Source organism: Corynebacterium sp. BF-R-2 (assembly GCF_024586525.1).
Taxonomy (GTDB): Bacteria; Actinomycetota; Actinomycetes; order Mycobacteriales; family Mycobacteriaceae; genus Corynebacterium; species Corynebacterium singulare.
This window is the reverse complement of the sequence record NZ_JAMFTP010000002.1, coordinates 86265-111207: the sequence shown is the minus strand read 5'-3', so window position 1 is coordinate 111207 and position 24943 is coordinate 86265. Positions and strand designations below refer to the sequence as shown.

At 58.5% G+C, this 24943-nt stretch carries 25 protein-coding genes and 1 tRNA gene; 19 read left to right on the top strand and 7 right to left on the bottom strand.

Annotated features, from left to right (window positions below; all coding sequences use genetic code 11):
* Positions 1 to 96: 96 nt before the first annotated feature.
* Genes M5J09_RS01640 through M5J09_RS01630 form a run of 3 tightly spaced genes read left to right on the top strand, consistent with a single transcriptional unit; the run spans position 97 to position 4838 of the window.
* Complete coding sequence (locus M5J09_RS01640) at positions 97 to 705, top strand: TetR/AcrR family transcriptional regulator (RefSeq protein WP_042530172.1); 609 nt, start codon at positions 97 to 99, stop codon at positions 703 to 705.
* Positions 706 to 4356 carry a transcription-repair coupling factor gene (mfd, locus tag M5J09_RS01635; RefSeq protein WP_257156752.1) on the top strand — a complete coding sequence of 1217 codons (3651 nt, stop codon included), beginning with the start codon at positions 706 to 708 and terminating at the stop codon, positions 4354 to 4356. It abuts the gene before it with no gap.
* Entirely contained in the window at positions 4356 to 4838 is a 483-nt protein-coding gene (locus tag M5J09_RS01630; protein ID WP_257156751.1) for a hypothetical protein, read from the top strand. The genes mfd and M5J09_RS01630 overlap by 1 nt, the downstream gene beginning before the upstream one ends.
* A 115-nt stretch (positions 4839 to 4953) precedes the next feature.
* Here the strand turns inward: M5J09_RS01630 and M5J09_RS01625 are convergent, their stop codons facing one another.
* Positions 4954 to 6441, bottom strand: coding sequence for an amino acid permease (locus tag M5J09_RS01625; RefSeq protein ID WP_070538517.1), 1488 nt, complete (start codon positions 6439 to 6441; stop codon positions 4954 to 4956).
* 82 nt (positions 6442 to 6523) lie between these two features.
* Between M5J09_RS01625 and M5J09_RS01620 the strand changes: the two genes are divergently transcribed.
* The gene (locus tag M5J09_RS01620; RefSeq protein WP_257156750.1) at positions 6524 to 7138 is read left to right on the top strand and encodes a MazG nucleotide pyrophosphohydrolase domain-containing protein; all 615 of its coding nucleotides are present in this window, start codon (positions 6524 to 6526) and stop codon (positions 7136 to 7138) included.
* On the opposite strand, the gene M5J09_RS01615 is transcribed toward M5J09_RS01620, so the two are convergent.
* Entirely contained in the window at positions 7135 to 7557 is a 423-nt protein-coding gene (locus M5J09_RS01615) for a hypothetical protein (RefSeq protein ID WP_257156749.1), read from the bottom strand. The genes M5J09_RS01620 and M5J09_RS01615 overlap by 4 nt on opposite strands.
* A 169-nt stretch (positions 7558 to 7726) precedes the next feature.
* On the opposite strand from M5J09_RS01615, the gene M5J09_RS01610 reads away from it, so the two are divergent.
* The 9 genes from M5J09_RS01610 to M5J09_RS01570 all read left to right on the top strand — a co-directional run bounded on the left by M5J09_RS01610 (position 7727) and on the right by M5J09_RS01570 (position 16969).
* Positions 7727 to 8518 (top strand): lytic transglycosylase domain-containing protein, encoded by a 792-nt coding sequence (locus tag M5J09_RS01610; RefSeq protein WP_257156748.1) that lies wholly within the window; start codon positions 7727 to 7729, stop codon positions 8516 to 8518.
* Positions 8519 to 8649: 131 nt separating this feature from the next.
* Positions 8650 to 9927 (top strand): phosphopyruvate hydratase, encoded by a 1278-nt coding sequence (gene eno, locus M5J09_RS01605; protein ID WP_257156747.1) that lies wholly within the window; start codon positions 8650 to 8652, stop codon positions 9925 to 9927.
* A gap of 157 nt (positions 9928 to 10084) precedes the next feature.
* Complete coding sequence (locus M5J09_RS01600) at positions 10085 to 10636, top strand: septum formation initiator family protein (protein WP_070538523.1); 552 nt, start codon at positions 10085 to 10087, stop codon at positions 10634 to 10636.
* Between the two features lie 34 nt (positions 10637 to 10670).
* The gene (locus tag M5J09_RS01595; protein ID WP_070538537.1) at positions 10671 to 11219 is read left to right on the top strand and encodes a DUF501 domain-containing protein; all 549 of its coding nucleotides are present in this window, start codon (positions 10671 to 10673) and stop codon (positions 11217 to 11219) included.
* 16 nt (positions 11220 to 11235) lie between these two features.
* The gene (locus M5J09_RS01590; RefSeq protein ID WP_042530188.1) at positions 11236 to 12189 is read left to right on the top strand and encodes a Ppx/GppA phosphatase family protein; all 954 of its coding nucleotides are present in this window, start codon (positions 11236 to 11238) and stop codon (positions 12187 to 12189) included.
* 53 nt (positions 12190 to 12242) lie between these two features.
* Positions 12243 to 12319 (top strand) — tRNA-Leu (locus M5J09_RS01585).
* Positions 12320 to 12560: 241 nt separating this feature from the next.
* Positions 12561 to 13367, top strand: a complete 807-nt coding sequence (locus M5J09_RS01580; protein ID WP_144791461.1) for a Bax inhibitor-1/YccA family protein — start codon at positions 12561 to 12563, stop codon at positions 13365 to 13367.
* Positions 13368 to 14390: 1023 nt separating this feature from the next.
* Positions 14391 to 15140 (top strand): DUF3558 family protein, encoded by a 750-nt coding sequence (locus M5J09_RS01575; protein WP_257156746.1) that lies wholly within the window; start codon positions 14391 to 14393, stop codon positions 15138 to 15140.
* A 236-nt stretch (positions 15141 to 15376) separates the two neighbouring features.
* The gene (locus M5J09_RS01570) at positions 15377 to 16969 is read left to right on the top strand and encodes a hypothetical protein (protein WP_308937007.1); all 1593 of its coding nucleotides are present in this window, start codon (positions 15377 to 15379) and stop codon (positions 16967 to 16969) included.
* Between the two features lie 50 nt (positions 16970 to 17019).
* Here the strand turns inward: M5J09_RS01570 and M5J09_RS01565 are convergent, their stop codons facing one another.
* From M5J09_RS01565 to M5J09_RS01555, 3 genes are all read right to left on the bottom strand, one after another.
* A complete protein-coding gene (locus tag M5J09_RS01565; protein ID WP_070537014.1) occupies positions 17020 to 17226 on the bottom strand; it encodes a hypothetical protein in 207 nt (68 codons plus the stop codon).
* A 46-nt stretch (positions 17227 to 17272) separates the two neighbouring features.
* A complete protein-coding gene (greA, locus tag M5J09_RS01560) occupies positions 17273 to 17794 on the bottom strand; it encodes a transcription elongation factor GreA (RefSeq protein WP_042530214.1) in 522 nt (173 codons plus the stop codon).
* 102 nt (positions 17795 to 17896) lie between these two features.
* Positions 17897 to 18388: a DUF4307 domain-containing protein gene (locus tag M5J09_RS01555; RefSeq protein ID WP_042530216.1), complete on the bottom strand. Its 492-nt coding sequence runs from the start codon at positions 18386 to 18388 to the stop codon at positions 17897 to 17899.
* Positions 18389 to 18480: 92 nt separating this feature from the next.
* Between M5J09_RS01555 and mca the strand changes: the two genes are divergently transcribed.
* From mca to M5J09_RS01540, 3 genes are read left to right on the top strand one after another with little or no spacing between them, the layout of a single operon-like run.
* Positions 18481 to 19371, top strand: a complete 891-nt coding sequence (gene mca, locus M5J09_RS01550) for a mycothiol conjugate amidase Mca (protein WP_257156745.1) — start codon at positions 18481 to 18483, stop codon at positions 19369 to 19371.
* A gap of 3 nt (positions 19372 to 19374) precedes the next feature.
* A complete protein-coding gene (locus tag M5J09_RS01545) occupies positions 19375 to 19668 on the top strand; it encodes a hypothetical protein (RefSeq protein ID WP_042530219.1) in 294 nt (97 codons plus the stop codon).
* 16 nt (positions 19669 to 19684) lie between these two features.
* A complete protein-coding gene (locus M5J09_RS01540; RefSeq protein ID WP_042530221.1) occupies positions 19685 to 20455 on the top strand; it encodes an isoprenyl transferase in 771 nt (256 codons plus the stop codon).
* Here M5J09_RS01540 and coaA read toward each other — a convergent pair.
* Positions 20452 to 21378: a type I pantothenate kinase gene (coaA, locus tag M5J09_RS01535; RefSeq protein ID WP_042533172.1), complete on the bottom strand. Its 927-nt coding sequence runs from the start codon at positions 21376 to 21378 to the stop codon at positions 20452 to 20454. The two genes, M5J09_RS01540 and coaA, sit on opposite strands and share 4 nt — an antisense overlap.
* 145 nt (positions 21379 to 21523) lie before the next feature.
* Here coaA and glyA point away from each other — a divergent pair, with 145 nt between their 5' ends.
* Entirely contained in the window at positions 21524 to 22825 is a 1302-nt protein-coding gene (gene glyA, locus M5J09_RS01530; RefSeq protein WP_042530224.1) for a serine hydroxymethyltransferase, read from the top strand.
* On the opposite strand, the gene M5J09_RS01525 is transcribed toward glyA, so the two are convergent.
* Positions 22822 to 23154: a DUF5997 family protein gene (locus tag M5J09_RS01525; RefSeq protein ID WP_141741459.1), complete on the bottom strand. Its 333-nt coding sequence runs from the start codon at positions 23152 to 23154 to the stop codon at positions 22822 to 22824. The two genes, glyA and M5J09_RS01525, sit on opposite strands and share 4 nt — an antisense overlap.
* Before the next feature lie 86 nt (positions 23155 to 23240).
* Here M5J09_RS01525 and M5J09_RS01520 point away from each other — a divergent pair, with 86 nt between their 5' ends.
* Together M5J09_RS01520 and M5J09_RS01515 are read left to right on the top strand one after the other, a co-directional pair.
* Positions 23241 to 23930, top strand: coding sequence for a LysR family transcriptional regulator substrate-binding protein (locus M5J09_RS01520; RefSeq protein WP_257156744.1), 690 nt, complete (start codon positions 23241 to 23243; stop codon positions 23928 to 23930).
* Between the two features lie 108 nt (positions 23931 to 24038).
* Positions 24039 to 24716 carry an LGFP repeat-containing protein gene (locus M5J09_RS01515; protein WP_239179889.1) on the top strand — a complete coding sequence of 226 codons (678 nt, stop codon included), beginning with the start codon at positions 24039 to 24041 and terminating at the stop codon, positions 24714 to 24716.
* The last annotated feature ends 227 nt before the right edge of the window (positions 24717 to 24943 follow it).

The window sequence follows — 24943 nt, the reverse complement described above, 5'->3', positions numbered from 1 at the left end:
GGGGGACATGTTACCTGACGGGGTTCGAGAGTCCTAAATGCCTCCCCGCTTTTTGCGAGTGCGGGTCATGTCCGGTGGGGGAGATAGAGTAGGAGCATGGTTCGACAAAGGATGACCGGCCGTGAGCGCCGTGAGCAGTTGATTTCCATTGGCCGGGCGGCCTTCGCGGAGCTTGGCTTCGATGGCGCCAGTGTGGAGGAGATCGCCGCGCGCGCAGGTGTGTCTAAGCCCGTGGTGTACGAGCATTTTGGCGGTAAAGAAGGCCTTTACGCGGTGGTCATCGACCGCGAGCTCGTAGCCTTGGAAAAAGTGGTCATCGAATCCCTACAGGAGGGGTCTTGGCGTGAGCGTATTGAGCGCGGAGTTGTGGCGCTGTTGACCTACGTCGAAGAGGAGACTGATGGTTTCCTCATTCTGGTCCGTGATTCGAAGCCGGGGGAGGAGCGCAGCTTTTCCACCTTGCTGAATACCGCGGTGAACCAGATTGCTCACATTCTGGGTGAGGCCTTCGAGCATCGAGGATTCGACCCCGAGCTTGCCGTGCTTTATGGACAGGCGCTCGTAGGAATGGTGGCTACCACCGCGCAGTGGTGGCTGGATGTGCGCGAACCTTCGCGTGAGACCGTGGCCGCGCACATTGTGAACCTGTGCTGGAATGGCTTGTCCGGTATGGAAGCGACTCCGAAGCTGAAGGGAGAGAAGTAGATGACCACTCCGATGTTGGGCGGGCTGCTCAAGGTAGCAGCGTCTGATCCTAAGCTTAAGGGGCTCGCCGCCCAGGTGGGCACGTCATCCCTGCACATTACGGGCATTGACCAAGCCCGCCCGTGGGCTATCGGCACCTTGGCACACCATGCGCCCGTCCTGGTCGTCGCAGCATCGGGCCGCGAGGCGGAGGATCTGACAGCGGAGCTCACTGCGTTGTTGGGGGACAAGGTGGCGTATTTCCCGGCGTGGGAGACGCTCCCGCATGAAAGGCTCTCGCCTGCCGCCGATATCGTCGGCAAGCGCGCCCAAGTCCTCGACCTTGTTGGCGCTGGTAAAGCCAAGGTTGTGGTGACCTCCGCTCGTGGTTACTGCCAGCCCATCTTGAGCAAGGTGGAGGGGCGTGCGCCCATTTTCCTCAAAGAAGAGGAGGAGCACGAGTTTTCCCATATCGTGTCGGAGCTGGAGTTCCGGGCGTACAAGCACGTGGACATGGTGGCTAAGCGCGGTGAGTACGCTACCCGTGGCGGCATCCTTGATATTTTCCCCACTACCTCCGATTACCCGGTGCGCGTGGAGTTCTGGGGAGACGAGATTACGGATATTCGCCAGTTCTCCGTGGCGGACCAGCGTGCCTTTACGGAGATTGAGGTAGGTGAGGTCGCTATTTACCCGGCCCGTGAGCTACCCATCACCAACGAGGTGGCTGCGCGTGCCCGTGACTTGGCCCAGAAGTTTGGTGGCAACGCGGCACTCGCTGAGCTGCTTACCAAGGTGGGTGAGCACATACCGGCCGAAGGTATGGAGGCGTTGCTCGCCGTGCTTGCCGACGTCCCCTTCGTCACCCTCCCCGAACTTCTCCCCACCGGAACGCACGTGCTCCTTGTCGCTCCGGAGAAAATCCGCACGCGAGTCGCAGATCTGGAATCCACTGATGCTGAATTTCTCGCCGCAGGGTGGGAAGCCGCCGCCATGGGTGCGGATGGCCCGCTTGCAGCCGAAGGTCTTGACACGGAAGCCTCTAGCTACCGTTCCTACGAGTCCTTGGTGGCCACGTGTGCGCAGATTGAAGCACCGCTGTGGACCTTTGCACCTCCCGGCATGTTTGCGGCGGCGGAGTCGGAGACCCTGCCGCTCGACTTTGAACCTGGCCCCACACCACGCGGCGATATCCAGGAAATTGACGCCATGATGGCGCAGCTTCTCGCTCACACCACTGCGGGCGGGCGTGCTGCGTTCATTGCTCCTGCGCAGGGCGCTATCAAGCGTATGGTGGAGCGTTTCGCCGAAAAGGGAATTCCCACCAAGGTGGCCACGCCAGGCTGGGAGCCAAGTCCCGGCGAGGTCACCCTGTATCAAGCTCTGAGCCATGCCGGTCTCGTTTTCCCCAAGGTGCGCAAGCTAAAGGACGCTGAAGCGCTCCCGCTCGTTGTCGTTACGGAGACAGATCTCACGGGTAATCGCGTGGGCGATATTGCGGGAGCGAAACGTCGCCCAGCAAAGCGTCGCAACCGAGTCGATCCACTGGCCCTCAAGCAGGGCGACTATGTGGTGCACGAAACCCACGGTATTGGCAAGTTCCTCAAGATGGCTGAGCGCACTATTCAGTCTGGTGATGAGACCTCGCGCCGTGAGTACATCGTGCTTGAGTACGCCGCTTCAAAGCGCGGCCAGCCCGCTGACCAGCTGTGGGTCCCCATGGACTCGCTCGACCTGCTGAGTAAATACACCGGTGGTGAGGCCCCCACCTTGTCGAAGATGGGCGGCTCCGACTGGAAAAACACGAAGAAGAAGGCGCGCGCCGCTGTGCGCGAAATCGCAGGCGAGCTCGTGGAACTCTACGCCAAGCGGCAAGCCGCACCGGGTCACCAATTCGGTCCGGATACGCCGTGGCAGGCGGAGATGGAGGACAATTTCCCCTTTGTTGAGACCGAGGACCAGATGTTGGCCATCGACTCCGTGAAACAAGACATGGAGTCCACAGTGCCGATGGATCGCGTCGTTGTGGGTGACGTGGGCTATGGCAAGACTGAGGTTGCTGTGCGCGCCGCCTTCAAGGCAGTCCAAGACGGCAAGCAGGTCGCGGTCCTAGTCCCCACAACGCTGCTGGCCCAGCAGCACACCGATACCTTCCGTGAGCGCATGCAGGGCTTCCCAGTCGATATCGAGGTGCTCTCGCGTTTCACCTCGACCAAGGAATCCAAGGAGATTCTTGCTGGCTTGGCGGATGGCTCGGTGGACATTGTCATCGGTACCCACCGCCTGTTGCAGACCGGCGTGCAGTGGAAGAATCTAGGCCTTATCGTCGTCGATGAGGAGCAGCGCTTCGGTGTCGAGCACAAGGAACACATCAAGGCGCTCAAGGCCTCGGTGGATGTGCTGACGATGTCCGCAACCCCGATTCCCCGAACCCTGGAGATGTCCATGGCGGGCATCCGTGAAATGTCCACGATCCTCACGCCGCCGGAGGACCGCCACCCAGTGCTGACCTATGTTGGTGCCTACGAGGACAAACAGGTTGCTGCCGCCATCCGCCGCGAGCTGTTGCGGGATGGACAGGTGTTCTTTATCCACAACAAGGTCGCGGACATCGAAAAGAAGGCTCGTGAGCTGCGAGATCTCGTGCCTGAAGCGCGCATTGTGGTGGCCCACGGCCAGATGAACGAGGACGTCCTGGAACAGACCGTTCAGGGCTTCTGGGATCGTGAGTATGACGTTCTGGTGTGTACCACCATTGTGGAAACCGGCCTGGATATCGCCAATGCCAACACCCTCATCGTGGAAAATGCCCACCACATGGGCCTGTCCCAGCTCCACCAGCTGCGCGGACGTGTGGGCCGCTCCCGTGAGCGTGGTTATGCCTATTTCCTTTATCCGAAGGGCGCCACGCTCACTGAGACTTCCTATGACCGCCTTGCTACCATTGCCCAGAATAATGACCTCGGCGCCGGCATGGCTGTGGCCATGAAGGACCTGGAAATGCGCGGTGCCGGCAACGTCCTTGGCGCCGAACAATCCGGACACATTGCTGGCGTGGGCTTTGACCTCTACGTTCGTCTCGTCGGTGAGGCCGTGGAGACCTTCAAGGCACTCGCGCGGGGAGAGGCCCCAGCCGTCACGGACGAGGGGCCGAAGGAAATCCGCATCGACCTGCCTGTTGATGCCCACATTCCGGAAAGCTACATCAACTCTGAGCGTCTTCGCTTGGAGGTCTACCGGAAGCTCGCGGCCTCCAAGGACAACGCGGACCTGCAACACACCGTGGAGGAGATGGAGGACCGCTATGGACCCGTGCCGGAGCCGGTGCAGCGGCTGCTGGCCGTCGCCCGCCTGCGCCACCAAGCGCGCCGGGCGGGGGTTGCCGATATCACAGTGCAAGGAACCCGCATCAAGGTCCATCCGGTAGAGCTTGCGGATTCCAAGCAGGTGCGCCTCAAACGCCTCTTCCCAGGGTCTAATTACCGTGCAGCTGCCAAGGCGATCCAGCTCAATTTCCCCAAAGCCGGCCGCAATGTGACGGACCCCAAGCTGCGCGATGTCGAACTAGTGCAGTGGATGGCGGACTTCTTAACGGCCATGTTTGAGCTGGACCACGTCGATGTCACCGGTGGGAAGGCCACAAAGAACGTCATCAGCGTAGGGGAAAAGTAATGAAAACCGCCAACCGCCGAATTGTCTTACTTGCAGTATGGATGGTCGCTGCTGTGCTGACCATTCCAGCGTCACTTGTCATAAAGATGTTGGGTAAGAACGGGGGTTGGCTCGTCTTTCTTGTGCTGATGTATGGGGTGCTGATCGTAGGCTTCTGGATTGCTCTCGGCTTGCTCCCTCTGCTCATTCGTGGTGAGTATCCCAGCAAGCTTGCCTGGGCTTGGGCGGGGTTAGCCATGACCTTCATCGGCTTTGCCATGTTCCACGCGAACATGCCTGATTTTGGTGACGTGGGACCCGCCACCGTCCCCACATGGTGGCATGGAAATGAGAAGGCGGCTGGAGCCACGGCCTACGCCGGCCTAGGAATCAGTGCCGTTGGCCACATTCTGTGGATTGCCGCGTGCATCGTCTACGCGGTCCGCTCCCGCAAGGGTGATGCGGAATCTCCGGGAACGGTACGAGGCACAGGAAACGCTTGAATCAGCGCAGAGTTCTCATGGTGACATGGATGCTGTCGGCCGTCGTGGCCGTTCCTTGAGTGCTGGCCGGGACGTACTAGGGGAACACCACCTCGCGTCGGGGCCGGGCCCTACCTTAAAGGGACAGCCAGCCGGCGCTGAGGCCCCACACTGCAGCAATCGCACCAGCGATGACAACGAGCACCACGCACCATTCGAAGTTGTTGAACACACGCTCCTTCTTATACAGGCGGGTAGCCACATACGGAACCATGCTTGGCACCACGGCCAGTGCACCTAACAGCACATACACCAGGTCAGCTGCGTAGATGAGCCATAGCGAATACACGAACGCCACAAGCCCAATAAAGAGGTGGTGGCGGTTCTCCTTGGAGCTAACCTCAGGGCCAGACATGTCGAACTTCACGCCGGCATGTGGGTGGGTCAGGCCCTTGCCGCGGATGGCAAGAAGAACCAGGTAGAGAGAGGAAAAGATATAGGGCAGCAGGTACATGATGGTGGCCAGCTGCACCATGGCGTTATAGGAGGTCTCGTTGAGGAAGAAGACGATGACGAAGAGCTGAATTGCCAGCGTAGAAATGAGCTGTGCTACCCACGGCGCACCAGCCAAGTTGATGGTGCCAATTTTGCGGGGCAGCAGGCCGTCGAAGGCCATCATGGCAATTGGCTCGGCACAGAGCATCTGCCAGGACACGTAGGCGCCCAGCACGGATAGACACAGGCCGATCGAAATGAGCGCGCCGCCCCATTCACCCACGGCAGCGGTGAGCACGGAGGCCATAGAGTTATCAGGTAGGGCCGCGAGTTCTTCCTGGGTGAGTACACCGAAGCTCAACGTGGACACGGAGACAAGCAACACGAGGACGCTGATGAAGCCGATAACGGTGGCGCGGCCGACATCGGAACGGGAGCGTGCCTGCTTGGAGTAGACAGAGGCGCCTTCGACACCAATGAATACCCACACGGTGAAGAGCATGATGCCCTGGACCTGTTCAAAGAGCGACTTATCAGAGTTCTCACCCCAGAAATCCAGAGTGAACTTATCCCAACTAAAGCCGAGGAAAGCAATGAGCACGATGAAAGCCAGGATAGGAACGATCTTGGCAATGGACGTCACCATGTTCATGATGGCTGCCTGCTTAATACCGCGGGCGAGCACTGCGAAGATGCCCCACGATAGAAGTGACACGGCAATCGCGGAAACCCATTGGTGGTCGGCGTCAAAGAAGGGCACGTAGTGGCCGATGGTGTTAAAGAATAGGGTGGCGTAGCCCACCTGGGCCATGACGGAACCCAGCCAATAGCCCCAGCCGGAGGTAAAACCGATGAAATCACCAAGACCAGCGCGGACGTAGGAGTATACGCCAGAATCGAGGTGTGGCTTGCGGTGAGCAAGGATCTGGAAAACGAATGCCACAGAGAGCATGCCGATGCCGGCGATGAGCCAACCCAGCAGCATGGCGCCGGGTCCGGCCACGGAGGCGATGTTCTGCGGCAGAGAGAAGATGCCGGCGCCCACCGTGGAACCGATGATGAGCGCAACGAGCGTCCACAGCGTCACGGAGTGCGTGCGCGGCGATTCGGTGAGTGGTGTAGAGGTCATTGGTCAAAAATACCCCTTAAGGCGGGCTTTTGCGCAACTGTAGTCAAAACTCATGGGGCGAGAGCCCCTATACTCGGTGCCTATGACTGTCCTGTTGCTCGATCCGCGTTGGCCCACCATGCTCCCCATGGAAGTCTATGGAAAGCTGCGTGGGCCTGCGGTTTTCACCGATGAAGTGCCGGTGAAAGTCCGGTGGAACTTCGATGAGCTGTTGTGCGGTGACGATCCTTTGGGGCAAGGTGTGCTGGTGAGCACGAATGCGTCGGATCCGAAGGTGCGTGCGCTTCTCGACGCCTCCCATGACCTCATCCTTGCCCCATCCCTCGAGGATCCGCTGTGGCAGGCGCGAGAGGTCATGTCGCGGGCTCGCACGATTGGGGAATGGGAACGGGAGCAGACACATGATTCCTTGCTGCCATACCTTGCTGAAGAGTCCGCAGAGTTTGCTCAAGCGGTGGAGCAGCGTGCCCCCGATGCTGAACTGATGAAGGAACTAGGGGACGTTTTCCTCCAAGTCCTTTTCCATGCCGAGATTGCTGCGCGTCGTGGAGCCTTCACCTTGGATGACGTGGCGGCCTCTTTTGTCACAAAAATGCGCTCCCGCGCGCCCTACCTGTTTGACGGCACAGAGAGCGTCGTTGGGGTAGAGGAGCAGGAGCGCTTGTGGGCGGAGGGTAAGGCCCGCGAAAACCTTTAGTTCTTCTGCAGAACGGAAGACAGAAGCGGAGCGTAATCCGCAATCTTGGAGGACAGGCCGGTGCCGCCGGTGGCGATGGTGTCTTCCTTTACGATCTTGCACTCGAGTGCGCGGTCAGCGGTCTGGCCAGCGTACTTCACTGCGACCAGTGCCACCGGGCCGAGGTCTTGGGTGGTGCCCAGCGCGGTGAGGTTCTGGGACAGCTGGTTGCGGGTGGTGGTTTCGGTGAGCAGCTCGCCCTCGGTGCCTCGATCGATGAGGGTCAGGGTGTTGCGCAGGGTGTCGCAGTCAGCAGTTTGGATGCCCTGGGACAGGAAGCCGCCCAGTTCATCGAGGGAAGCAGCGGATGCGGTGGCAGGAACTGCGGCACCGAGGGTGACGATGGCGGCGGCGGTGGCGGCAATACGACGGATGGACATGGAACTCCTTGAATTGTGAGTAGAGAACAGCACTATTTCCCGGCTCGGTGAGCCGTTCATCGGTGCAGTCTAGCGCAGTAAGTTACGCATGGGAACACTTTGACATAATTTTGTTACCGATCTGTGTCGGTGCGAAGTAGGGGTTGAGTGCGCTGTAGTATTCCTGCCTATGACTAAGGGGCTACGGAGGATCGGGGGCTGCGGCCTCGGCATTGTCCTGGCGATCATTCTTATCATTTCGCTCGTGGCCTGGAGCTTGTCCTTCTTAGATAAGCCCTCACCTTTCCGGCAGCTCGAACCCGTGCCTCAAGACCTTCCCCCCATTGGTGGAGCGGACGTGCCCGCTATCGACGTCGAGGCACCCGGGCGCACCGCGGACAAACTTTCGTGGTGGTCGGATCAGCTCAAGGACGCCACGAGTATCCCTGAGCAAGCTTTGCGTGCCTATGGCAATGCGGAACTTATAGCGAGCAAGACCTGGCCTGACTGCAACCTCCGGTGGAATACCCTCGCCGGTATTGGTTGGGTAGAGACCCGCCATGGCTCCTATAACGGCAACATTTTTAAACGCTCATCACTCGATGAGAACGGCTACCCCGATCCGCCCATCGTGGGAATTCCCCTCGATGGCTCGAACAACACCACCCTTGTCCCTGACAGCGATGGTGGCACGATTGACGGCGATGCCGAATTTGATCGCGCCGTGGGGCCCATGCAGTTCATCGCGTCCTCTTGGGAACACCTTGGACGTGACGCAAATGGAGACGGTGTGGCTGACCCCAACCAGATAGATGATGCCGCCCTTGGTGCGGCGGCTCTCCTGTGCTTTGGTAATCGAGACTTGTCTACCCCAGAAGGGTGGCGTGAGGCGATTCTCAACTACAACCAATCCGAGGATTATGTGCGTAAAGTGGCGGGTGCTGCCAATTCATACGCGATTGAGCAGCCGGCAACCTCCTAGATTTTAGTCACGTTGTCCGGTTCTGCCCGACGTGTTCCGAAGTTTTCTGGAACAATGGATAGCAGGTGATTTGGGAGCCCTCCCGAAGCACAACCCCAAAATCAATTTGGCTCTATAGGAGTGAAAGCAGCATGGCTGACATCATCCACGTAATGGCACGCGAAATCCTTGATTCCCGCGGTAACCCCACCATCGAGGCGGAGGTGTTCTTGGACGACGGTGCACGCGGCGTCGCTGGCGTACCGTCCGGCGCCTCCACCGGTGTTCACGAGGCGCACGAGCTGCGTGACGGTGGCGAGCGCTACCTGGGTAAGGGCGTGCTCAAGGCAGTAGAGAACGTTAACGAAGAGATCGCAGACGAACTCGCTGGCTTCGAGGCTGATGACCAGCGTCTCGTCGATCAGGCCCTCATTGCACTGGACGGCACGGATAACAAGTCCCGCCTCGGTGCAAACGCCATCCTGGGTGTCTCCATGGCCACCGCCAAGGCTGCTGCAGAGTCTGCAGGCCTGCCGCTTTACCGCTACATCGGTGGGCCGAACGCTCACGTCCTGCCGGTTCCGATGATGAACATCGTGAACGGTGGCGCGCACGCTGACTCCGGCGTTGACGTCCAGGAGTTCATGATTGCTCCGATCGGTGCAGAGAGCTTTAGCGAGGCCCTGCGTATCGGTGCAGAGGTCTACCACGCACTGAAGTCCGTAATTAAGTCCAAGGGCCTGTCCACCGGTCTCGGTGACGAGGGTGGCTTCGCTCCTGAGGCTGAGTCCACCAAGGCTGCTCTGGATCTCATCATTGAGGCAATCAAGAAGGCTGGCTTTGAGCCGGGCAAGGATGTGGCTCTGGCGCTCGACGTTGCCTCCTCTGAGTTCTTCAAGGACGGCAAGTACCACTTCGAGGGCGGCGAGCACACCGCTGAGGAGATGGCTAAGGTCTACGAGGACCTCATTGCTAACTACCCGATCGTCTCCATCGAGGATCCGCTGCAGGAGGATGACTGGGAGGGCTACACCACGCTCACCGAAACTATTGGTGACAAGGTCCAGATCGTCGGCGATGACTTCTTCGTCACCAACCCGGCCCGTCTGAAGGAGGGTATCGACAAGAAGGCTGCTAACGCTCTGCTCGTGAAGGTGAACCAGATTGGTACCCTCACCGAGACCTTCGACGCCGTCGAGCTCGCTCACCGCAACGGCTACCGCACCATGATGTCCCACCGTTCCGGTGAAACCGAGGACACCACCATTGCGGATCTGGCCGTTGCTCTGAACTGTGGCCAGATCAAGACCGGTGCCCCGGCTCGTTCCGAGCGCGTGGCTAAGTACAACCAGCTGCTGCGCATCGAGCAGGAGCTGGATACCGCCGCTGTCTACGCTGGCCGTTCCGCCTTCCCGCGCTTCCAGGGCTAAAACTCCCTCGAAGTTAAGAATTGACCCGCAATCGCGGGATATTCCTTAAAGGTGCCGCAGGAATCTGTGGCACCTTTTCCTGTGACACCTGTTATTTTTGTGACTCGCTCGCGCGCTGACCCGCAGCCTGCTTCTCGGGAGCTAGACTAACTTCCCGATGGCACGCACTACCTCTCTTCGAACTAAACGCCGGAACACCGTTCCGGTACATACGCGTGCCCGGGACGCTCACAAAACCACGAAGCGCCCGAAGCAGCCGAAGGGCCTCGACATTCTCGGTGTCGGCGTCATCATCGCTGTCGTGCTCGTTGTTCTGCTGACCATCGCCGTCCCGCTGCGCAATTACTACCATGGCCAGTCAGAGATCGCGCGCCTTGAAAGCTCAATTGCAGCGAAGCAGGAGCGCAAGGACCAGCTCCTCACTGAAATCGACAAGTACCAGTCGGACGAGTACATCAAGCAGGAAGCACGTCGCCGTTTCGGCGTCATGGATGAGGGAGAGACGGCTTTCCGCATCATGGATCCTCGCATGGACTCTGGAGATACCGTCACGTCGGAGCACCGCGAGGTGACCGATGACCGCGAATGGTACGCAGTCCTCTGGGACTCCGTCGCAGAGGAAGCTGAAACAGAAACACAAGTAGGGGAGAACGCCGACGGCGGCGTTGCGGTGGAGCCGAACACAGAGACCGACAACCCTACTGAATAGGACTGATCCACGTCCTCGTGTCACAATGGTCTCCATGACCGTGACCGATGCTGATCTCGACGTCGTCCGCGAACAACTAGGCCGCACCCCGCGCGGCGTCGTGGACATTGCCTACCGCACTCCCGATGGAGCTCCCGCAGTGATTAAGACTGCGCCTAAGCTTCCCGACGGCACCCCGTTCCCCACCCTCTACTACCTCACTGACCCGCGTCTGACCGCAGAGGCTTCTCGTCTCGAGGTGGCCCACGTGATGAAGTGGATGGAACAGCGTCTCGCCGAGGACGAGGCTTTGCAGAAGGACTACCGTGCTGCCCATGACCACTACCTTTCCACTCGTAATGAGATGGAAGACCTAGGTACAGATTTTTCCGGTGGAGGAATGCCTGAGCGTGTCAAGTGCCTCCATGTTCTCATCGCCTACGCTCTGGCCGAAGGGCCTGGCCGCGTTCGCTTCGGAACGGAAGCCGTAGCCATGGCGGCAGAACACGGTAAACTCCGAGGCAGCGCCATCCCGGAGGATTGGCCCACCGTGGGGGAGTTGGGCATTGACATGGCTCAGTTCGATTTTTCAAACGCCGGTTAAAAGAAAGGCTTAACGTATGACTCGCGTTGCTGCTGTCGACTGCGGCACTAACTCCATTCGCCTTCTCATCAGTGAGATTCAGGAGGATGGAAAGATTCGAGATATCTCTCGCACCATGGAAATCGTTCGTCTTGGCCAAGGCGTCGATGCTACTGGTGAGTTTGACCCAGCGGCACTCGCGCGTACCAGAGCTGCGCTTGAGGAATACGTCAAGCAGATGAAGTTTGAGAAGGTTGAACGTGTCCGCATGGTGGCCACCTCCGCCACGCGTGATGCCAAAAACCACCGTGAATTTTTCGACATGACCGCTGAGCTTCTGGGACAGATTCAACCCGGTGCTCGCGCAGAAGTTATTTCCGGCGAGGAGGAAGCCTTGCTGTCTTTCACGGGTGCGGTGGCCGATCTTAGCTCCGAGAAGGGGCCGTACTGCGTCATCGATTTGGGCGGTGGGTCGACCGAATTCGTCGTCGGCACTATCGATGGCGAAATCCTTGGCTCTCATTCCGCACAGATGGGCTGCGTTCGCCTGACGGAACGCATGATGCGCAGCGATCCACCTACCGAGGCGGAAGTGGAGATCGCCTCCGATTATGTTGCCGAACGCATGGCTGACGTTGAAAAGATTGTGCCCATTGACAAGGCCGTTACTTTTGTGGGTTGCGCTGGCACCTTCACAACCTTGTCTGCCTTGGCACAGGGCATGGAGCGCTATGACGCGGATTCCATCCATGGCTCTGAGCTTCGTTTTGACGCCCTGCGTGTGCTGACGCGGCAGATGATTGGTCTGGCCTCAGACGTGCGAGCCCTCAACCCCGTCATTCATCCAGGCCGCGCCGACGTGATCGGCGGCGGCTGCGTGGCTGTCGAGGGCATCATGACGATGATTGAGCGTAACAGCAGCGCCCGTTCCTTCTTCATCAGTGAGAAGGACATTCTCGACGGCATCATCGCAGGGCTCGCTGCAGCCTGACCCTATTTTCTTTTCGGCATTACCCGTGTCCTAAAATAGTTAGGCACGGTTTGGCCCCCATAGCCCAATCGGCAGAGGCAGTCGACTTAAAATCGATTCAGTGTGGGTTCGAGTCCCACTGGGGGCACCACTGAGAGCACCACTACCAGCGGAAACGTTGGATTTCCGGGGCGTGGGTGAGGGGTGCGGTAGGGGAGGCGTCGCCAAGCGCAGTGCTTTTCGACGTCACCCTCCTAAGAAAATTTTGCGAAGTTTGGGATTTTTGGGAACTTCCTAGAAGCCGGATGCGTTGACACTAGTGACAAGATGATCACGGCGGTCCTTCGGGGCCGTCTTTATTGAGAAAGACTGTGAAAGGAATCGGGATTCACGTGCGTTCTAGCAACCCCGTCATGAGTTCCCTCTCATCCAGCCAGACCCAGACTCAGCCACAGAGCAACCCGTTTGGTCAGAATGACAATCCGTTTAACCAGGGCAACGCAAGTGCCGATCGTCCGCTGACCGTTGACGACGTGGTGACCAAGACTGGTATCACCCTCGCCGTCATCATTGTGGCGGCAGTTCTTAACTTCGCGATTGGCGAGCTTGTCAACCCAGGTATCGCGATGATTCTGACCCTCGTTGGTGCCCTCGGTGGCTTTATCACCGTTCTGGTTTCGACCTTCGGTAAAAAGTACGGCTCTGCTGCCGTGACCTTGATTTACGCTGTCTTCGAGGGCCTCTTTGTCGGTGGTTTCTCGCTCATGTTTGCCGGCGTCTCCTTTGGTAACTCCGATGGTATGGCTCTCATTGGTCAGGCCATCATGGGCACCGTAGGCGTCTTCATCGGCATGCTCATGGTCTACAAGACCGGCGCAGTGAAGGTAACCCCGAAGTTCAACAAGATTATGTTCGGCCTTATCGCTGGTGTCGCTGTATTGGCACTGGGTAACTTCTTGGGCGCTATCTTCTTTGGCTTCAACCCGCTGCGCGATGGCGGCATGCTGTCCATTATTTTCTCCCTGGTTTGCATTGTGCTGGCTTCTTTGTCCTTCATGACTGACTTTGACCAGGCTGACCGCCTCATTCGCCAGGGTGCTCCGGCACAGTATGCCTGGGGTATTGCTCTTGGCCTCGCCGTAACCCTGGTCTGGCTCTACACTGAGATTCTCCGTCTTCTGAGCTACTTCAGGGACTAGTTCTCACAACTGCCCTTAATCAACCGGCGGCCGTCACCCACTGTGGTGCCGGCCGCCGGTTCTTTCATGTTGTACGGAATAGTGCGGCTGGTCGAAAGAGTATTCAACACTACTGGTTCAGGGGTTGCCACGTATCGTGGCAACCACATCTACTTCTTCTTCTATTCAACTACCGGTGTTGGTGCCTCTGCTAGGTCGCAGCATGCCTCAGGCGTTGTTAGATATAGCGAGGGTAGTGGCTCAGATTAGTAAGACTTTGGCGCGGTGGTTCAGTCCCACGCGTGTGATCAGCTGTTATATGACCGACTCGGCCGACCGTGGTTGAAACGGTGATGGAGTCCTTCCTTTCTTGGATTGAGTGTCGGTGAGGGGGCGTCGTTTGAAACGACGACACAGGAGCGCCCTAGGGGCCGTCGTTCGAAACGACGAGAAAGTTCATGGTCGTGATGTGAGGCGGGGAAGCAGTATGCTCGTCGTCGTTTCACACGACGGACACCGCGAAAGCGTCGCTTCTTAATGGAGCGACCGTGTCCGGTTGCTTTAATCGCCGACGCCTTGGGTACCTGTTTCGTGGAACCTTGTGTAGGTGTAGAGCAGTTTGCGCTTTAGTGGGCTGATTTTTGAGGAATGACCGGATAAGTATGTACTCAGGTTTACTGGTGAGGGTGCTCAGATACGGGGGGGGGGGGGGGGGGGGGGGCGGTCTGACTCTCCAGGCTCAGTCGATTTGTGTAGGGCCACGAAGGAATCGGTTGAGCGCAGTTTTCAAGCGGAGCTGTCCGTTGACAGTATGCTGTTAGAGCCTCTTTGACCTGCTTACAGCACTGTAATTAGGTTACCCCCGTTGATTTTATTCTCGGCCGTCTTGCCTGAGCTCGTCGGTGACAAACCCAGTTTCTTCACAGTTAATAACCAGCAGCTATTTGCAAAATTTCTAGCAGTATTCATTGATATGTGTGATTTGCGCAAGAACAAGCTTAGATTTTCCTTCATTCTGACGAGACAGATGAGGAATTCTGGTGCATGCTTGTTTCCGAAGCCACTCGATGGAGTTCTTCTCCGGAAGGCGGTTTCGAACAGTCAGAGAGATTGCTCAAAAGGAAAACCATGAAGCGAATCGGGGGCCTTGCGCTGATGGCAGCTTGTCTAGGGGTGCTAACGAGCTGCTCATTGGGGCCAGGTGATCGCACTCATGGTGAAAATTCGGGGGTTTCCCGAGATTTCTCTGACAATAAGAGTGGCGGTGACTCAGCGGTCTCGGGGGTCGCTGATGTCACCGCCACGGGGGTGGGAAGCATTGGGGGTTCTATTGGAACAGGAAGTCCAGATTACAAGTTTCTTCCGAATTTGGGATCGTTTGAACGACAAAGTTCGAGTTTTGAAATCTTCGATCCATGCGAAAGCAGCCGGGGCAGATTCCTGGCGAGTTTAGGTTTAAAGAAAGTTGGAGAAGATAAACGTGAAACCGGTTTCAGGTCGTGCCGTTTCACTTTGGCTAAGAGCGATGGCAATAGTGCGAATATAACACTTGAGTCTAGGCATTATTCGATGGGAGAAGTCAAGAATGCTTTTCCTGATGGAAGTGCGGGAGTTGGTGAGTACGCAGATTTAATTTATCTCGTCGAGGAATCGCTCGTCGTCGCGGCTACTTGTACTGGGTACATCGAAACAGTGGGGGGTACCTTCTCGGTTTCATGGACTGACGTTTCAAATGGGGCATCAAATAAAGAGAATTGCAGGAATGCGGAAAGGCTAATCAGTACCTTCATTTAAAAAGAGGGGCTCGGGGTGTAATTATGTTAGTGGATCAGGAAAATCTAAATCAGCAGGTCGAGTCGATTCATAACTTGGATCGGAGCTTGGCCTTGGCGGGGCAGAACGCTCATAGCCCACTAGACGGCGGTTTCTCTCCCGTAACGGGGTTGAGTGAAGTTGGCACGATTCATCAGCGGGTGCTGGCGACGGATCCGGGGTCTGCCCGCAACTCGTTAGAGGGATTTCGAAGCCAGGTGGCATGGCTTGGGGACACACTCCAAACTGAGCTAGCCGGCTTTGAATCGCAGGATGAGCTGAATAGTCGCGGGCTCGATGTGGCCGATGCTGGTGGCGGCGGTGGGGCAGAGGCGATGCCCATCGTGGACCAGCCGGATCCGGGGTACAGCCCGTTTGGGTTCACCATGCCGATTGTGGATCCTGGTGCGTCGATTATGGGGCTGGCATCAGATTTGTTTACGACAAAGTTCTGGGATGTGTCAGAAGCGAAAGCGCGTTGGAATGCTCTCAGCCGGGAGGTTGGTGACATCGTTGCCGGTCTGCATGAATCGGCAGGGTCCCTCGAATCAGAGAACGACAGTGAGGCTACAACGCGGGCGGCGGCGAAGATTCGTGAGGTCGCCCAGGCCGGGACGCATTTCATTGCGAACTCTGCAGTGATGCAGCAAAAGCTTTCTGGATTCCAAGCTCGGATTATAAGCACACAAGCGGAAGCGGTAGCCCTAGCTTTTGAAGTCATGGCGATACCGGAGCCGACGATGCGCGAGGCTGCTGAAGCAGCAGCGTTGCGATACATGCAGGGCCTCCTGCAGGAAGGCGTTGTCGCAGCAATGCCTTATCAGCATGCGCTCATGGATGCCGCCCCGCCCAGCGGGGGTGGTGACGTCAATACAGAGTTTGGCACGGTGGCCGGAGATGGCACTCAGTACAACACCAATGGCGTTACTTGGCCGAAGCAGATCGCCGAGGCCGTTGAGAGCGGCAAAATCGGACCGGGCTCCTTCGATGTTGCGAACGGTGAGATGCAAGGCCTCACAGACCTGGGGATGGATGCTGCGGACATTGCGAAGTTCCAGTCTGATTTGCGGAACCGGGGACGAAGCGTCCTAAGTGAGCTGGGATTCGGTGACGCACTTGCGCCTATCGACGCCTCCCGCATGGGGACCTCAGCCGCGACCGCTGGGGTTGGATCCGTGAATCCCGCGGGCACACTTCAAGTGGGATCGGGACAGGCGATTCCGTCTGGCCTGGGCAGCGGCCTAGGCAGTGCGCTGGGTGGGAGTACAGGATCCCCCGGTATTGGAGCTTTCGGGGTGCCGGGATCGAAATCTACTTCTGGGGGATCGGTAGTCGGAGGAGTGCCGAATGGAATCAATCGGGGCCTTGGTCGCATCCCAGAGAACCCACTGACCTCGGCGGCAGGCCTGGGTGGCGGACCAGCTTCGGTGTCGACGGCCCAGACGGGAACACACCCGGTGATCGGTGGACTACCAGGCGCGTCGGCGAATGGTGGGGTGAGGGACGGGAGGGCGTCGTCAAGCGCAGGCGGTGCCGGCGGATCCGTCGCGGCACCCATTGGTGGTGCAACGGGAAACGGTACAGGTGCTGTGAATCCCGCGGCAAAGCCGGGGACAGGAGCTACTAAGGGCGCAGCGGGAATGCGCATGATGCCGATGATGGGCGGTGCTGCGCGCGGGGGAGAGAGCGAGAAGCGGATTAAATCCGTAACCACGCAGGTCGAGCGCGACCCCAACAAGCGCGACCTTCTTGGCGAATCGCCTGCGGTTCTTCCTGGCGTGATCGGGGATTGGGCACGCGAAGAGAACTAAAACGCACAAAGCGGCACCACGCTGAATGTGGTGCCGCTTGGGTGGTGCGTTTAGTACGCAGTTTCCGTGGCGGTTTCCGTGACAGTCTCAGTAGCGACGGCCTCGGAAGCACCGGCGCCCGGAGCCTCGCCCTCGAAGGTAGCGGCGGTTTCAACCTTCTCGGAGGAATCCTGCTGGCTCGGCGGGTGGCAAGCAGCGAGAGTAAGACCAGCAGCTACGGCCATACCAGCGGCAGCGAAACGAGTGAACTTCTTCATGGGTGTAACTCTTTCTCAGAAATACAGTGACGTAGAGCAGTATAAATTAGGACTGGCGCGGCGTGGCGGCCTTTGCAGAATCATACGGTGCAGCAGAAACCACGGTCACTGAAATGGTCTTGCCATTCGGTGCGGTGTACTCGCGGGTCTCGCCTTCAGATGCGCCAAGCAGCGCAGCACCCAGCGGGGACTGCTCGGAGTAGGTCTCTAGGTCCTTGTTGTCGGAAGCAGCGGCGCGGGTACCGATGAGGAAGGTCTCGCGGTCCTCTTCGTCGCCGTTGTAGTAGACGTGGACAACGGAGCCGATGTCAGCAACGCCCTCCTGCATAGCGGCACGCTCGGTGGTGGAGTTAGCCAGAACCTCGGAGATCTGCTTAATGCGGGCCTCTTCCTGGTCCTGCATCTCACGCGCGGCGTCGTAGCCGGCGTTCTCCTTGAGGTCGCCCTCCTCGCGGCGCTCGTTAATTTCAGCGGCGACGACCGGTCGGTGGTCGATGAGGGCCTGCAGCTCGGCCTCGAGCTTGGCCTTGGTTTCCGGGGTAATATACTGCTTCTGCTGCTCAGCCATGGTGCAACCTTCCGTCTACGGGTAATTTTTCAACGAATGGGCGCAAAAGCGCAGGTGGTGCAGCCCATTCAGAACGCTCAACATACTAGCATAGCTGGGCTTTTAGCTATGGGTTGCCGCACCCTCGAAAGTGACGTTGTCCATCGAATCGATGTCCAAGTACGAAGGAATATTGCCGGAGCAGCCGTAGGCGCCACCGGCGACGGCGCGATGGTTTGTGGGGATATCGATAGCGATGCGCTGTGCGTCGTCACCGCCGGCAGGGACCGCTATTTCGCGGCGGCCGACTTCAGCCTTGGAGTAATCGAAGGCCTGGACAATGCAGTAGGCAGGTTCTTCAACGCGGTTACGGGTGATATCAACCCAGACGCGGGCGGTATCGTCAGAGATGATTTCGTGCGAAACATAGGAAATGTGTGCGTTGACCTTCTGCTGTGTCTGGAAATACCGTATGCCGAAGACGATGAGAGCGATAAACGTCGCTGCAAAAATGAGGACGAGTGCCCGGTTTGTCCACGAGCCCTTGTTCTTTGGTGCGGAACCGTAGCGGGATTGGGAACGGGAGGCAGGGCGAGCAGAACCGGCAGAAGACATGAGTCTGATTCTAACCAACCTTCGTCAATAACAAACTATCCACTAGACTAGGCCCTTGTTTAAGACGAATATTGAGGGAGATGTATCACCCAGTGAGCACTAAGCGCCTGCTAGCTATCCACGCGCACCCGGACGATGAATCGTCGAAGGGCGCCGCCACTACCGCAAAATATGCGGCAGAAGGTGCAGAGGTCCTCGTGGTCACCTGTACTGGTGGTGAGCGCGGAGACATCATTAACCCCGCGATGGATCGCCCTGGCGTGCTGGAAAACATCGGGAGCATTCGCCGAGAGGAGATGGCTGAGGCGGCCGCGGCGTTAGGTATTCAGCACCGCTGGCTTGGCCACGTCGATTCCGGTCTTCCGGGCAATTCGCTGGACCCCAACATCAAGAAGATGCTCCCGGAGGGCTGCTTCGCGCTCAAGGAGGATGATGAGGTGGCCCAGGAACTCGTGGAGATTATTCGCGAGTTCAAGCCCCAGGTCATCATCACCTATGACGAGAACGGTGGCTACCCGCACCCGGATCACCTCATGGTGTACCGCTCCTCCATCATCGCGTGGGACAAGGCTGGGGATGAGACCTACCACCCCGAACTTGGCCAGCCGTGGGAGCCCACGAAGCTCTACTACAGCCACGGGTTTGTGTACCAGCGCATGAAGATCTTCCATGACCTCCTCATTGAGGAAGGCAAGACCAGCCCTTATGAGCCGATGCTCGCGCGGTGGGACACCACCTTCGGTGACATCATGGCGCGCGTCACCACGCAGGTGGAGTGCGCCGATTATTTCCAGAACCGTGAAGATGCGCTTCGCGCCCATGCCACCCAGATCGATCCTGCAGGCGCCTTCCTAGCCACCCCTGTCGACGTGCAACAGCAGCACTGGCCCACGGAGGAATTCGAGCTGGCTAAGACGCGTGTGTCCACAGAACTGCCAGAAAATGATTTATTTGCGGGAATCCCGGAAGTAGGGGAGTCTTAAAGCATGAATGCTTTGTACTTCGCGGCACACGACGTTGCCTTGCTCGCACAGGGAGCGCAGAGCGGACCTGTGGGACCGGAGTTTGGTAAGGCCTCGCCCATCGGTCTGCTCATCCTTGCACTTATGGGCGTGGCAGTACTGTTTGCTGGTTGGAACTTCCACCGCCGCTATTCGCGCTTCCGCCGTCGCACCATGTTTGCACAGGACCACGGCATTGATCCCTTCGATGACGAGGCTGTTGATGCCGCCATGAAGGAAGCCGGCATCCTCGATACCAGTAAGAAGTCCATCTTCTAAAGCGGAGGGCGAGACCGTGAATATCCTTAACCAAGCGCTTTACCCTCTCTACGAGGCGCGCCTGACGCGCGAGATTAAGGGCAAGCCGCAACCGCGCCACGTAGCCATCATGGCGGATGGTAACCGCCGGTGGGCGCGCGAGGCCGGCTTCACGGACATTAGTCACGGCCACAGGCAAGGCGCGCGAAAGATTAGTGAGATGATTTCGTGGTGCCACGGCACCGACATCGAAGTCGTTACCATTTACTTGCTCTCCACCGAGAACCTGAAGCGTAGCCAGCAGGAAGTGCAGCTGCTTTTCGACATTATTTCTGATGTGGTTACTCACCTATCCCAGGGAGACCTGGACTGCCAGATTCGCCTCGTAGGCCACCTAGATCTGCTCCCCGAGAAGGTCACCGAGAAGATGCGCTGCGCCGCTGAGGCTACGGAGGACCATAAGGGCGTCATCGTTAACATCGCCGTGGGCTACGGCGGGCGTCAGGAGATTGTCGACGCCGTCCAAAACCTCATCCGCAGCGAAGCCCAGAAGGGGCTGAGCGCGGAGGAAATTGCGGATACGGTGACCGCGGAGGCCATCACCGGGAACCTCTACACCAAGGGGCTGCCAGATCCGGATCTGGTGATTCGCACGTCCGGTGAGCAGCGCCTGTCAGGCTTCCTGTTGTGGCAGGCTGCCTACTCCGAAATCTGGTTCACTGATACGTACTGGCCTGCCTTCAGGCGCGTCGATTTCCTGCGCGCCCTACGCGATTATTCGCAGCGCTCGCGCCGCTTCGGACGCTAAAGCTTTCGCATTCGCACCCGGTCCACCAAGTGGTGGGAACCCTTGCATAGCACGAGCGACGCACGCACGCGGGTGGGCAGGATGTTTTCAATGAGGTTGGGCAGGTTAATGGATTGCCAAATTTCACGTGCCTGCTCATAAGCTTCGTCATCTGTCATGTCGGCGAAAGACGCGAAGTGTGCGCCGGGCTCGCGGAAGGCGGTATGGCGGAGCTTGAGGAAGCGCTCAATGTACCAGTGCTCAATATCGTCGACGCGGGCGTCAACGTAGACAGAAAAGTCAAAGAGATCGGAGACCATGAGTGTTGGCCCGGTCTGCAACACGTTCAGGCCTTCCAGAATAAGAATGTCCGGCTGATGAACCTCTTGATACTCATCCGGAACGATGTCATAGGATACGTGCGAGTACAGCGGTGCTTTCACCAGAGGCTTGCCGGACTTCACATCGGTGACAAAACGCATCAGCGCCCGTCGATCATAAGATTCCGGATATCCTTTGCGCTGCATCAGACCGTGCTCTTTGAGATAAGCAGTGGGGTAGAGGAAGCCATCCGTGGTGACGAGATCCACCTTGGGGTGGGAATCCCAACGCTGCAGCAAGACTTGGAGAAGACGCGCCGTCGTGGACTTACCTACAGCGACAGAACCGGCCACCGCGATGACGAAAGGTACGTGCGTGGGCGGATTGCCTAAGAAGCCTTCGGTAGCGGCAGTGAGCTCCTGGCGGGCCTTAACCTGCATGTGGATGAGACGAGACAGGGGCAGATAGACCTCGGCCACCTCCGTGAGGTCGATGCGGTCACCGATGCCGCGTAGCTTCTCTACCTCAGTTTCCGTCAACACCTGCGGCATGGATTTTCGCAGGGCGCGCCACGTATCGCGGTCAAAATCGAGGTACGGGCTCGCATCGGTCATTCGCGCCATGCCGACCATTGTTCCACTCGCGTATCCCGGGTGTACAAATTGGTGCGAATGAAAAATCCCCCGCGCGGGGGAGGCGGGCATTAGGATGTAGAACAAGCTTCGGCGATTTTTCAGGACCATCTTGTAGAAGGGACTTTACGTTTCCATGACCACTCCGAATTCTGCTGACCTGCGCTACCAAGAGATGCGCGAGCTCGACCCCGAGGTCTTTGATGCCATCAACGGTGAGATTGCACGCCAGCGCGGCACCCTCGAGATGATCGCTTCCGAGAACTTCGTCCCGCGCGCGGTGTTGCAGGCGCAGGGCTCCGTCCTTACCAACAAGTACGCGGAGGGCTACCCGGGCCGCCGCTACTACGGTGGCTGCGAGCACGTGGACATCGTCGAAGACCTGGCCCGTGACCGCGCTAAGTCCCTTTTCGGCGCTGAATTCGCCAACGTTCAGCCGCACTCCGGAGCCCAGGCCAACGCCGCTGTTCTCGGTTCCTTGATCAATCCGGGCGACAAGATCATGGGCCTGTCCCTTGCCCACGGTGGACACCTTACTCATGGCATGAAGCTCAACTTCTCCGGCAAGCTTTACGAGGTTGCGGCATACGAGGTGGATCCGGAGACCATGCGTCTGGACATGGACAAGGTCCGTGAGCAGGCCCTGGCTGAGAAGCCGCAGGTCATTATCGCCGGCTGGTCAGCCTACCCGCGCACCATCGATTTCGAGGCTTTCCGGTCCATCGCCGATGAGGTGGGGGCCTACCTGTGGACGGATATGGCACACTTTGCCGGTCTCGTCGCTGCGGGCTTGCACCCGTCCCCAGTCCCGCATTCCGACGTTGTGTCCTCCACCGTGCACAAGACCTTAGGCGGCCCGCGTTCCGGCCTCATTCTGGCCAAGCAGGATTTCGCGAAGAAGATCAACTCCAACGTCTTCCCAGGCCAGCAGGGCGGTCCGCTCATGCACGTTGTGGCAGCGAAGGCTATCGCGCTGAAGATTGCTGCTACCGAGGAGTTCAAGGAGCGCCAGGAACGCACCCTCGAAGGTGCACGTATTCTTGCTGAGCGCCTCACCGCTGAGGATTGCACCAAGGCTGGCGTGGACGTGCTCACCGGCGGCACCGATGTACACCTCGTCCTCGTTGACCTGCGCAACTCTGAGCTTGACGGCCAGCAGGCAGAGGACCTCCTCCACGAGGTCGGCATCACCGTCAACCGCAACGCAGTGCCGAATGACCCGCGTCCGCCGATGGTCACCTCGGGCCTGCGCATCGGTACTCCGGCCCTGGCTACCCGCGGCCTGGATGCCGCCGCGTTCACTGAGGTCGCCGACGTAATCGGTACGGCACTGGCTAACGGTAAGAACGCGGACGTCGCCAAGCTGCGCGCCCGCGTTGAGAAGGTCGCCGCGGACTTCCCGCTGTATGACGGCCTTGAGGAGTGGAAGCTGGTTTAGGCTTCGCTGTCATTCTCCGAGCGCTCCTCGGCGTGGGCTTTACGAGCGGCTTCAAGCCACTCGGGCATTGCGCCGAGGAGTTCTTTGATCTCTGCGGTGGTCAGCGGGCGGTCCATATCGTTCTTTTTCAGAGCGGTCACGGAGATGCCCAACTTTTGCGCCACGACGGGGCGTGGGTGCGGACCCTCACGACGCAAGGTGGCCAGCCACTCGGGCGGGTTCTCCTGGAGATCACGCAACTGCGCGTGGGTTACAGCGTTAGCCTGAAACTCTTCCGGGGTGGCGGGAAGGAAAATGCCCAGCTTCTTTGCGGCGGTCTGCGCGCGCATGGCGGTGCCGGAAGGTTCGGTCGCATTATCAATATTAGGGGTATCAGTCACGGTCACCACGGTAGCAGCACCGTAGGATGAGGTGCATGCTGCGCCTTGTCTTTTCCACTGGTACCGAACCTGGCAAATGGTTCCACCGCTACCGCGATTCGCACTCGCCAGAGTCTCTGGTGACGTTCGATGCGGATGATTCGATGGCGGCGTTGTTGGCAGGCGAGGCTGACCTGGCGCTGACTCGCGTTCCGGACCCGCGCATTCATAGTGACTTCCACGTTGTGCGTCTCTACGAAGAAGCGCCGGGCATCGCTGTGCCCAAAGACTCTGTTTATGCGGAGGTGGGGGAGGACCTCACCGCGGAGGATATTGCCGACGAGATTCTTAATTACAAAATTGGGGCCGACGCGCTTGTCGACGTCCCCTCCGTCCGCACCGCCCTCCAGGTTGTTGCCGCTAACGTGGGTGTGGCCATTGCTCCCCGTCCGCTTCTTAAAGTGCTGAGCAAGAAACAAGTAGTAGCCCTTGGGTTTTCGGACTCCACCATTCCTCTGACTGAGATCGCGCTGGTCTGGCGCAAAGAAGATGACTGCGATGAGATTCAGGATTTCGTGGGCGTGGCCAAAGGGCGGACGCGGAATACGTCCCGCAATACCGCGCACAAGCGCAGCGCACGAGACAAAGCTAAGGCCAAGCAGGCGCGCAGAAAGTCACAAGGAACCTCACATTCAAAACCGTTATCGAAACGATATAAGGGCTCTCATCAGCGCAAACGCCGTTAAGGTGTCCCTTTTGTTGTCAAATCACAGGGTCGCATAGTGGCCAAAAAAGATTTGGATATCTACGGTGGACTCCGTTCTCAACGAAAGTTACTGAGAAAGGAATAAACAATGAAGAAGATGACCCGTCGTTTCGCTGCTGGTTTCGCCGCTGCCACCCTGTCTCTGGGTGTTGTAGCCTGCTCCGATGCTGAGGATGCCGCTAAGGACGCTGGCGACGCTGCACAGTCTGCCGCTGCCGACGCTACCGATACTGCTGGTTCCGCAGTAAACGAGGCTAAGGACTCTGTCAACGGTTCCGACGAGGCTGAGGCTTCCGAGGGCGCTGAGGGCTCCGAGGACGCAGACGCTTCTGATTCTGCAGATTCCTCCGCTTCTGCTGATTCCTCCAACTCCGCAGACGCTTCCGAGTCCTCTGACTCCGAGGGCGGCATGGAAGGCGTCGAGACCGCCAACGGTGAGGTTCAGGTTGCTTCCGACTTTGCCAAGGCTATTAAGGACAAGGCTGCCGAGTGGGGCGACCCAGAGTCCATCGAGACCTCCGCTGATGGCAACGTCGCTACTTTCGCTAAGGACAAGCTGCTCGCCTTCAGCGAGGAAGCTGGTGCACAGCCGGTTATCGGTAAGATTGCTGAGACCTGGGCTGCAGAGGGCGGCGTGGACAGCGAGATCGGGCTGCCGACTGGCCCGGAGAAGGCCGAGGGTAACGGCTGGATCCAGGAGTTCACCAACGGCACCATTTCCTGGATGAAGGGTGAGTCTGGCAAGTACGAGGCCACCATCAAGTAAATTCATTAAGTAAGACTTTTCCTCGTTCTTACTAGCTTTCCCCGGCGCCATGCCACCCACGTTGACTCGTGGGAAAGGTGTGGCGCCGGGGATTGTCGTTTTAATACTGTTCATCTTGCACCCATGTAATTTCAACCTTCGGCCTCTAGCTTGGGGAGTGTCCGGAGGCTCCCACAGGCTTCCTGGATAGTTCGAAAATCACCAGCTTCACAACGCCGCCCCAGGTC

Coding starts and splice junctions, on each gene's coding strand:
- M5J09_RS01630 (WP_257156751.1), top strand. CDS start 4,356: ATGAAAACCGCCAACCGCCGAATTGTCTTACTTGCAGTATGGATGGTC.
- M5J09_RS01640 (WP_042530172.1), top strand. CDS start 97: ATGGTTCGACAAAGGATGACCGGCCGTGAGCGCCGTGAGCAGTTGATT.
- M5J09_RS01525 (WP_141741459.1), bottom strand. CDS start 23,154: ATGCGCGCGCAGACCGCCGCAAAGAAGCTGGGCATTTTCCTTCCCGCC.
- M5J09_RS01620 (WP_257156750.1), top strand. CDS start 6,524: ATGACTGTCCTGTTGCTCGATCCGCGTTGGCCCACCATGCTCCCCATG.
- mfd (WP_257156752.1), top strand. CDS start 706: ATGACCACTCCGATGTTGGGCGGGCTGCTCAAGGTAGCAGCGTCTGAT.
- M5J09_RS01595 (WP_070538537.1), top strand. CDS start 10,671: ATGACCGTGACCGATGCTGATCTCGACGTCGTCCGCGAACAACTAGGC.
- M5J09_RS01520 (WP_257156744.1), top strand. CDS start 23,241: ATGCTGCGCCTTGTCTTTTCCACTGGTACCGAACCTGGCAAATGGTTC.
- greA (WP_042530214.1), bottom strand. CDS start 17,794: ATGGCTGAGCAGCAGAAGCAGTATATTACCCCGGAAACCAAGGCCAAG.
- coaA (WP_042533172.1), bottom strand. CDS start 21,378: ATGGCGCGAATGACCGATGCGAGCCCGTACCTCGATTTTGACCGCGAT.
- M5J09_RS01590 (WP_042530188.1), top strand. CDS start 11,236: ATGACTCGCGTTGCTGCTGTCGACTGCGGCACTAACTCCATTCGCCTT.
- M5J09_RS01615 (WP_257156749.1), bottom strand. CDS start 7,557: ATGTCCATCCGTCGTATTGCCGCCACCGCCGCCGCCATCGTCACCCTC.
- M5J09_RS01555 (WP_042530216.1), bottom strand. CDS start 18,388: ATGTCTTCTGCCGGTTCTGCTCGCCCTGCCTCCCGTTCCCAATCCCGC.
- M5J09_RS01625 (WP_070538517.1), bottom strand. CDS start 6,441: ATGACCTCTACACCACTCACCGAATCGCCGCGCACGCACTCCGTGACG.
- M5J09_RS01565 (WP_070537014.1), bottom strand. CDS start 17,226: ATGAAGAAGTTCACTCGTTTCGCTGCCGCTGGTATGGCCGTAGCTGCT.
- M5J09_RS01545 (WP_042530219.1), top strand. CDS start 19,375: ATGAATGCTTTGTACTTCGCGGCACACGACGTTGCCTTGCTCGCACAG.
- M5J09_RS01610 (WP_257156748.1), top strand. CDS start 7,727: ATGACTAAGGGGCTACGGAGGATCGGGGGCTGCGGCCTCGGCATTGTC.
- glyA (WP_042530224.1), top strand. CDS start 21,524: ATGACCACTCCGAATTCTGCTGACCTGCGCTACCAAGAGATGCGCGAG.
- eno (WP_257156747.1), top strand. CDS start 8,650: ATGGCTGACATCATCCACGTAATGGCACGCGAAATCCTTGATTCCCGC.
- M5J09_RS01600 (WP_070538523.1), top strand. CDS start 10,085: ATGGCACGCACTACCTCTCTTCGAACTAAACGCCGGAACACCGTTCCG.
- M5J09_RS01515 (WP_239179889.1), top strand. CDS start 24,039: ATGAAGAAGATGACCCGTCGTTTCGCTGCTGGTTTCGCCGCTGCCACC.
- M5J09_RS01575 (WP_257156746.1), top strand. CDS start 14,391: ATGCTTGTTTCCGAAGCCACTCGATGGAGTTCTTCTCCGGAAGGCGGT.